Annotated in this window: 3 protein-coding genes; 1 reads left to right on the forward strand and 2 read right to left on the reverse strand. The window is 43.8% G+C overall.

Annotated elements, in window-relative coordinates; all coding sequences use genetic code 11:
- Positions 1–231 precede the first annotated feature (231 nt).
- Positions 232–1,368 (forward strand): cob(I)yrinic acid a,c-diamide adenosyltransferase, encoded by a 1,137-nt coding sequence (locus tag RM347_RS12725; RefSeq protein WP_322722507.1) that lies wholly within the window; start codon positions 232–234, stop codon positions 1,366–1,368.
- 312 nt (positions 1,369–1,680) lie between these two features.
- Here the strand turns inward: RM347_RS12725 and RM347_RS12730 are convergent, their stop codons facing one another.
- Both RM347_RS12730 and RM347_RS12735 read right to left on the reverse strand, forming a co-directional pair.
- Positions 1,681–2,667 (reverse strand): PleD family two-component system response regulator, encoded by a 987-nt coding sequence (locus RM347_RS12730; protein WP_322722508.1) that lies wholly within the window; start codon positions 2,665–2,667, stop codon positions 1,681–1,683.
- Entirely contained in the window at positions 2,664–6,839 is a 4,176-nt protein-coding gene (locus RM347_RS12735; RefSeq protein WP_322722510.1) for a PAS domain S-box protein, read from the reverse strand. Before RM347_RS12735 ends, RM347_RS12730 begins: the two co-directional genes overlap by 4 nt.
- Positions 6,840–7,621: the final 782 nt, after the last annotated feature.

Here is a 7,621-nt window from a genome sequence, read left to right on the forward strand (position 1 = left end):
TCAAGGGTAAGGGTTAACTGTAGTGAGTATAACTGGGATAGTAAGGGTGATGGGGGAAATTATGCCATTGTTCTTGTCCTTTACTATGTTGGTGTGCCGGTATTTTTCTATTAATATTGTTAATACATAAAACTAACCATTGTAAGGGGGCGCTAGAGGGGCAGTTTCTCAGATGAGAGTACAAGACGTTAGGTAAGATTAAAGACTGCCATAGTTATAGCTTTTCGAGAGATGACAAGGAACGGTATTGGTATTCGCACGGCGCAAGTGCGTCAGGAACGGCTCATTGGTCAAATTCACGTCTATGATGGCTTGGGTAAAGGTAAATCTCAAGCGGCTTTGGGGGTGGTTTTGCGCTCCATTGGCTTGGGGATAAATACGCCTAGCAATTCTAACCGTGTTTTACTGCTGCGGTTTTTAAAAGGGCCAGAACGTGATTATGACGAAGATGGCGCGATCGCAGCTTTGCAGCGCGGGTTCCCCCATTTAATTGACCAGGTTCGCACTGGGAGAGCCGAATTTTTTGGGCCAGAGGAAATTACTACCTTTGACCGAAATGAAGCGATGCGGGGCTGGGATGTAGCCAAAGGTGCGATCGCTAGTGGTTTATATTCAGTTGTCGTTTTGGATGAAATTAACCCGGTTCTGGATTTGGGTTTGCTACCAGTGGATGAAGTGGTAAAGACATTAAAATCCAAACCCCAAGAGTTGGAAATCATCGCCACCGGACGCGCCGCACCCCAAAAGTTGCTCGATATTGCAGATTTACACTCAGAAATGAAACCTCATCACCACCCAACAGCCAAAGCCCTCTTCCTGGAAGGGATTGAAATTTATACTGGTGCTGGTAAAGGTAAGTCTACTAGTGCTTTGGGCAAAGCCTTACAGGCAATTGGTAGAGGAATTAATCATCCAGGGTCTACCCGTGTGTTGATTATGCAGTGGCTTAAAGGTGGTACTGGCTACACAGAAGACGCTGCGATCGCTGCCTTACAGCAGTCATATCCAGAAGTGGTGGATCATCAGCGCTGCGGTGGAGATGCAATCGTCTGGAGAAATTCCCGGCAAGAATTAGATTATGTAGAAGCCGAACGGGGTTGGGAAATTGCGAAAGTTGCGATCGCCTCTGGACTGTATAAAACTATTATTCTCGATGAACTCAATCCCACCGTTGACTTAGAACTACTCCCCGTTGAACCCATTGTCCAAGCTTTACTCCGCAAACCCCGCGACACCGAAATCATTATCACTGGCCGCTGCCAAAATCCACCCGCGTACTTCGACTTGGCTAGCGTTCATTCTGAGGTTTACTGCCACAAACATTATGCCAATCAAGGTGTAGAACTTAAACGAGGGGTAGATTTTTAAAATAGTCATTGGTCATTGGTCACTTGTACTGCCCTTCAACTACGCTCAGGAACCGCGTAGCCGTTGACGCAGCCTCTCCAAGAGTTGTATTAGTCATTAGTCATTAGCTATGGACTTTTGATACTAATGATTGTGACAGATGAAAGGCTAAATGCGATTACCAGTCACTCTTGCATAATCCAAAATCTAAAATCCAAAATTTCGCTGGTGCATTAGGGACTTCCAATTAAAAAAATATCCCATCGCTTTGAAGGCAGGGGAGCAGGGAGCAGGGGGAGGGAAAGTTGTTTTGAAAGATTGAAATTGGATAATTTATTTTTTGGAGTTCCCATAGCGGGAATTTTTACTTCTGGGTAGTAAAATATTTTGCACAAAGCGATCGCGTCCTGCTGCCTTTGCTTGATACAACGCCCGATCTGCGGCGGAAATCATATCTTCCAAGTCAGAATCTAGGTGAGGAATTTCTGTCGTAAACCCAGCACTCAGGGTTACATGAGGACTAACTAGGGAATTTTTATGAGGAATTGCTAGCGTTCGGACAGCATGGCAAATTTTGTCGGCAACATGAGTCGCTCCCTCGGTGTCTGTGTTAGGTAAAATCACAGCAAATTCTTCCCCACCATAACGGGCAACTAGGTCTCCGGGACGTTTAATAATATCTTTGATGGCTTGAGCAATTTTCTGAAGACAGCGATCGCCTACCCGATGACCGTAGGTATCGTTATATAATTTGAAGAAATCAACATCGCAAAGAATTAGGGAGAGCGGTCGTTGATCGCGTTTCAGGCGCTGCCACTCTTGGTTAAAATACTCTTCAAACCGTCGGCGGTTAGCTACTTGAGTTAATCCATCAATAGTAACTAATCGCTGCAATTCCAGATTAACGGCTTCCAGTTTTTGCTGTAACTGAGATTGCTGAATCAAGCGTTTTACCCGTTGTCGCAAAACTGGCCAGTGAATTGGTTTGGTAACATAATCCATTGCACCCACTTCAAATGCACGATCAACTGACTCTTGATCTTCAAGTCCTGTAATCATTAAAACTGGAGTGTGCTTGCTACTATCAAGAGGCTGTAACTGAGTACAACACTCGAATCCATCCATATCTGGCATTATGGCATCAAGGAGTACTATATCAGGGTGCAATTGCTTAAAAGCAGTTAATGCCTCTATGCCATTTTGAGCTTCTGCTATTTGATACCCTTCACGCTCTAAGAAATGGCGCAATATCAAGCGGATAAAAGGTTCATCATCAACAATTAGAACTAAAGATTGACTTTCTTGGGCATTGGCTTTCATGGTACTTCCTTCGCAAGTTCTTTTTGTAAGGCAGTTTTAACTTGTTCATATTCCTGGTATAGTTGTAAGAGTAATTCTGGGCAGTTTTCTAATTTACTGCTGCGTCCCTGTGCTTCTAACACCTTGCAAAGCTGCGCTAAGGCGATCGCTCCAACAGAAGCACTGCTGGACTTGAGTTTGTGAGCTGTCTTCCATATAGTCTGGGTATCCTGAGTTGTGATAGCTGTGCTAATATCTTGCACTAGTCTCGGTGTTTCTGTAAGATAACACTCAATCAGTTCAGCAAACACCACACGATCTCCTCTGACCATATTCCGCAAGGATTGGAGAATTTTAGGATCAATATTGGCAGTTTTTAATATTTGATTTTGCCCTTCCTGTAAGATATTTTGCGGGCGTTGTATATTTGCGGGATGATTTAGCAACTTCCAAAATTCCCCCCCTGCTCCCTCTGCCTCCCCTGCCTCAAGAGCTTGCCCCAATTCATCCCACTGTTTTGCAACGCCATTTTGCGAAGGTTGCAATTCTGGACAAATCACTTTCCCTTGTTTTCCTATGGAAGTGAATTCAGAACTTCTTTGGGGTGGACATTTGCTGAGTGCCTCAGCTAACTCTTGAAGCTGAATGGGTTTGCTAATGTAGTCATCCATACCAGCAGCAAGACAGACTTCGCGATCGCCCCGCATTGCATTGGCAGTTATGGCGATGATATGGGGACGAAAACCCACTCCCCATTCTTGATATATTCTCCGAGTTGCTTCTAACCCATCCATTTCAGGCATGTGAACATCCATCAACACTACGTCATAGGGCTGTTTTTGCAAAGCCTTAAGCACTTCTAGCCCATTGGTGACGACATCCGCCCCATAACCCATTTTCTGTAGCATCAATAGGGCAACTTTCTGATTGACAAGTGTATCCTCTGCCAGAAGAATTCGCAGTGGCAGTCGATGGGCCAAATGCCGATCAACCAAGGGAGTATTAGAAATACTGGCTTGGATTGGCTGATTACCCAAAACACGGGTAATAACATCGTAGAGTTGAGACTGTTTGATGGGTTTGCTCAAAGAGGCAGCAAACTGGACATCATTAAAGTCAAAGGAAGCTTCTACTTTACCCAAAGAGGTCATAATCACCAAAGGCAGATTTTGACAACCAGATTGCTTGCGGATTTGACGAGCTAGGGTTGTGCCATCCATTTCTGGCATCTGCATATCTAAAATGGCAATATCAAATTGCGTTCCTTTAGCAAGTTCAACTAAAGCTTCTCTACCAGATTTGGCAGTATAAGTTTCCATTTTCCAAGATTCAGCTTGCAACCTGAGAATTTGGCAATTAGTCAGATTGTCATCCACAATCAACAGGCGCTTTCTGGCAAGCTGCACTAGCGGAGTGCTTAATTCAGCTTCTTCTGGTACAAGCGCTTTGCTATTAATAGTAAAGTAGAATGTTGAACCTTGGGAAAATTTTCCACTTTCCCATCTAGGGCTAGGATTGCCACCGACAAAACCTTGGCTTTCCACCCAAAGAGTGCCCCCCATCATTTTAGTTAGCCGCTTGCTGATCACCAGTCCTAATCCTGTACCGCCATATCGTCGAGTCATAGAGACATCAGCCTGAGTGAAGGGGTGAAATAACCGCTCTATTTTCTCTGGTGTGATGCCAATACCTGTATCTTTGATGGCAAATTGAATTTCGTAGAGACATTGCGGGTGTCCAACAGGTATTGGGGACTGGGCTTTAGCCCCCAGTTCGACAGAGAGTACCACTTCTCCGTTTTCAGTAAACTTAATGGCATTGTTGAGGAGATTCATCAAGACTTGGCGCAGACGAGTCAAATCGCCGATGATCTGGGTGGGAACTTGCGGCTGGATTAGGTAAGCTAGTTCGATATCTTTTTGGGCAGCTTTAGGAGCTAAAAGGGAAATAGCCTGCTCTACACAAGCTCTCAAATCAAAAGGCTGTTCTTCTAATTCCAGCTTTCCCGACTCAATTTTGGAGAAATCTAGAATGTCGTTGATGATGGTAAGCAAAGCATCCCCACTACTACGAACTGTTTCCACAAAGTCTTGCTGTTGAGGGGTGAGGTCAGTATCCAGCAGAAGATCAGTCATACCAATAACAGCATTCATTGGAGTCCGAATTTCGTGACTCATCATTGCCAAAAACTCACTTTTTGACCGATTTGCGGCTTCTGCCTGACGTTTTGCCTGCTCCAAGGCAAAGTTTTTCAAGGTAAGTTCTTCACGTTGACGCGTTTCTTGTTCCAGTAAGTGAGCTTGTGCTAGAGCAATACCCAGTTGAGCGGCCACTGCTTCTAGTAATTCGATTTCGTCTTGTGTCCACTGGCGAAAATAGCTGCACTGGTGTAAACCGATCGCACCATTAGGTTCTCCTTGATAGGAGGTGCGGATTGACAGCATAGACTTCAGCCCAATTTCTCGGCAAATAGGTTCAGCCGCCTGGAGTAAAGGATCAATGTACACATTAGGAGAAGCGATCGCTATTTCTTGTGTCATCATCTGCTCGGCATGAGGATTGTTGGTCATGGGAACTTCCAATTTCAACATCGAGCAGTAACCGGGAAGTATATTATACTCAGCTACTAAGGGAATTCGGGGTGTGGGATCGCTAATGTAAGAATGAATCAGACAGCGTTCAGATCCAAATGCTTGTCCAATTTGGGTAGCAGCCGTCTCAAAGATTTTGCTGATATCAAGACTTTGACGAATCTCCTGAGTAATTTGTTCAAGTAGTAAGGTTCGATGCAATTGCCGTTGCAGTGCCTCTTTAGCTCGTTTGTTTTCGGTAATGTCGTGATTGACGCCAACAGTGGCAACAGTTTCCCCCTGTTCATTCTGTAAAGAGACTATGGTTGTTTCAGAAATTCCCTCACTACCATCTTTGCGAATAAAGTGTATTTCCCCTGACCAGCGTCCTTGCTGGTTGATTGTTTCGATAATTTTGGTGCGTAATGTTGCGGCTACTTCCGGCTGTTGCAAAATACTGGGAGTTTTAGCTAAAACCTCTGCTTTACTATAGCCATACATAGTTTCGGCAGCAGGATTCCAGTCAATAATATTTCCGGTTAAATCTGTGATAATTACGCCATCATGCATGTTTTCAAAGGTAAGGGCTTGCCGCCGCAGACTGGCTTCGGCAAGCTTGCGTAAGCTAATATCTGTTTGGATTCCAATAAAGTGGCTTAACTTGCTATTTTCGTCATGGATAGGAGAAATACTCAATTCATTCCAGAACAAGCTACCATCTTTGCGATAGTTGCGGAGAATAACTTTGCAACTTTTTCCAGCATGAATAGATGACCGCAATTCATTAAGTGCTGGTTGCTGGCTATCTGTGCGTTGCAAAAATCGACAGTTTTGCCCAATCACATCAGCAGCTCTGTAGCCTGTTATTTGCTCAAAAGCTGAGTTGACGTAAATAATCGGATTATAAGCGAGTCTGGCATCAGCAATAATAATTCCATTACTGGTAGCAGCAAGTGCCCTCTCCCTCAGTCTCAAGGTTTCTTCAACCTGCTTTAAATCAGTAATGTCAAACATAAACCCCCTCAGCGTAGTAGGGGTTCCTGCCTCTTGAACTACACTAACAACGTCTCGCAACCAAACAATTCGCCCGTCGGCTGCTAACATCCGATATTCCAATTCATGATTCTCACATCTAGCAGTTGCTTCTTGACGAAAACGAACAGACTTTTCCTTATCATGCGGATGCAGATGATTGATCCAAAAATCTTTTTCGTACCATTCTGCGATCGGATAATTTAGCAAGTCTACTGCTTGCGGCCCAACGTAAATAAATCGCCAAGTCTTCAAGTCTAATTCCCAAGGAATAACTTTGACAGTTTCCAGCAACTGCCGCAGACGATTTTCGCTGGTGCGGAGGGCAATTTCTACCTGCTTCTGTTCAAAAATCCTATGAGTTAGCTCGTGATTGATTGTTATTATTTGTTGGTTACTTGCTTTCATAGCCAGGGCTAGATACATTGATAATATCAGGTTAATGACAACCAATAACCTTGCAATCAATAGTACTTGTGTTAATAACCCCGGAGTTTGGATTAAAAAGCTCTGCCAGAGTAGGACTACAGAGATTGAGAAGAAAATCCCCAGCAACAGTGCAAGTAATTCTCGTTTGCGGAAAAATTTCACAGCTTTGAACCAGTCACATCGGTGCTGTTTGACTACTTATTAACCCTCCAGCACTTTCAGGGCTTATCAGAGAACGCAGGAGGCAGAGGGTGGGAGACGCTTTAGCGCATGGCGCAACCTGTTCTCTATGAGAGGCTGCACCAACAAGTCTACAAACGTCTGGGGTTTCCACGCCACTTGCTTCACTTGGGGAGCCTGCGTACCCCTATGGGGAAGCAAGCTAGCAAGAGCGTCTCATAGAGAGCGTCACCCGAAGGGTAGGAGGAAAGAATTATGAATGAAAATTTTAGTCCTAGGCCATTACCTAGTTTCAAAAGAAGAATTGTATCAAGACGCATAGCGCAAGATACAAAGCGCAAAGCCGTAGCTACAAAGCCTCCGGTTTTGCTTCAATCCCACAGTTTTAAACGTAGGTTATTTCTGCCTCCTAACTTCTGAATGCGCATAACTTTTACTTTTAAGTAATCTAAAATATCAATAGCAAGGGGGCAATTACGGAATTTATTTTTAAGTAAAATATTTGTATATAATATCGGCAGAAAAACTTAATAATTTATGGTTATAATTATCGTTTTTTGATCGCAGTAAATTGTCTGCACTGGGCTTCTCTACAAGATGCACTCGCGTTCGCTAACGTGCCACTGACACAAATAAACTTGAAGTTACTGGCTCACCAACATAGACGCATAAAAGCTTACAAAGAAAGGTTCTTCAGTACCTGTTATGCTAAATTATTAGTTAAACATAAAAATTTGGCTTAAAAAATAAGGTTAAAAGCCAAA

The sequence above is a fragment of the Nostoc sp. ChiQUE02 genome, assembly GCF_034531305.2.
Taxonomy (GTDB): Bacteria; Cyanobacteriota; Cyanobacteriia; order Cyanobacteriales; family Nostocaceae; genus Nostoc.

What these genes read in the sequence shown, in the direction of transcription:
- RM347_RS12725 (WP_322722507.1), top strand. Translation starts at nt 232, where the DNA reads ATGACAAGGAACGGTATTGGTATTCGCACGGCGCAAGTGCGTCAGGAA.
- RM347_RS12730 (WP_322722508.1), bottom strand. Translation starts at nt 2,667, where the DNA reads ATGAAAGCCAATGCCCAAGAAAGTCAATCTTTAGTTCTAATTGTTGAT.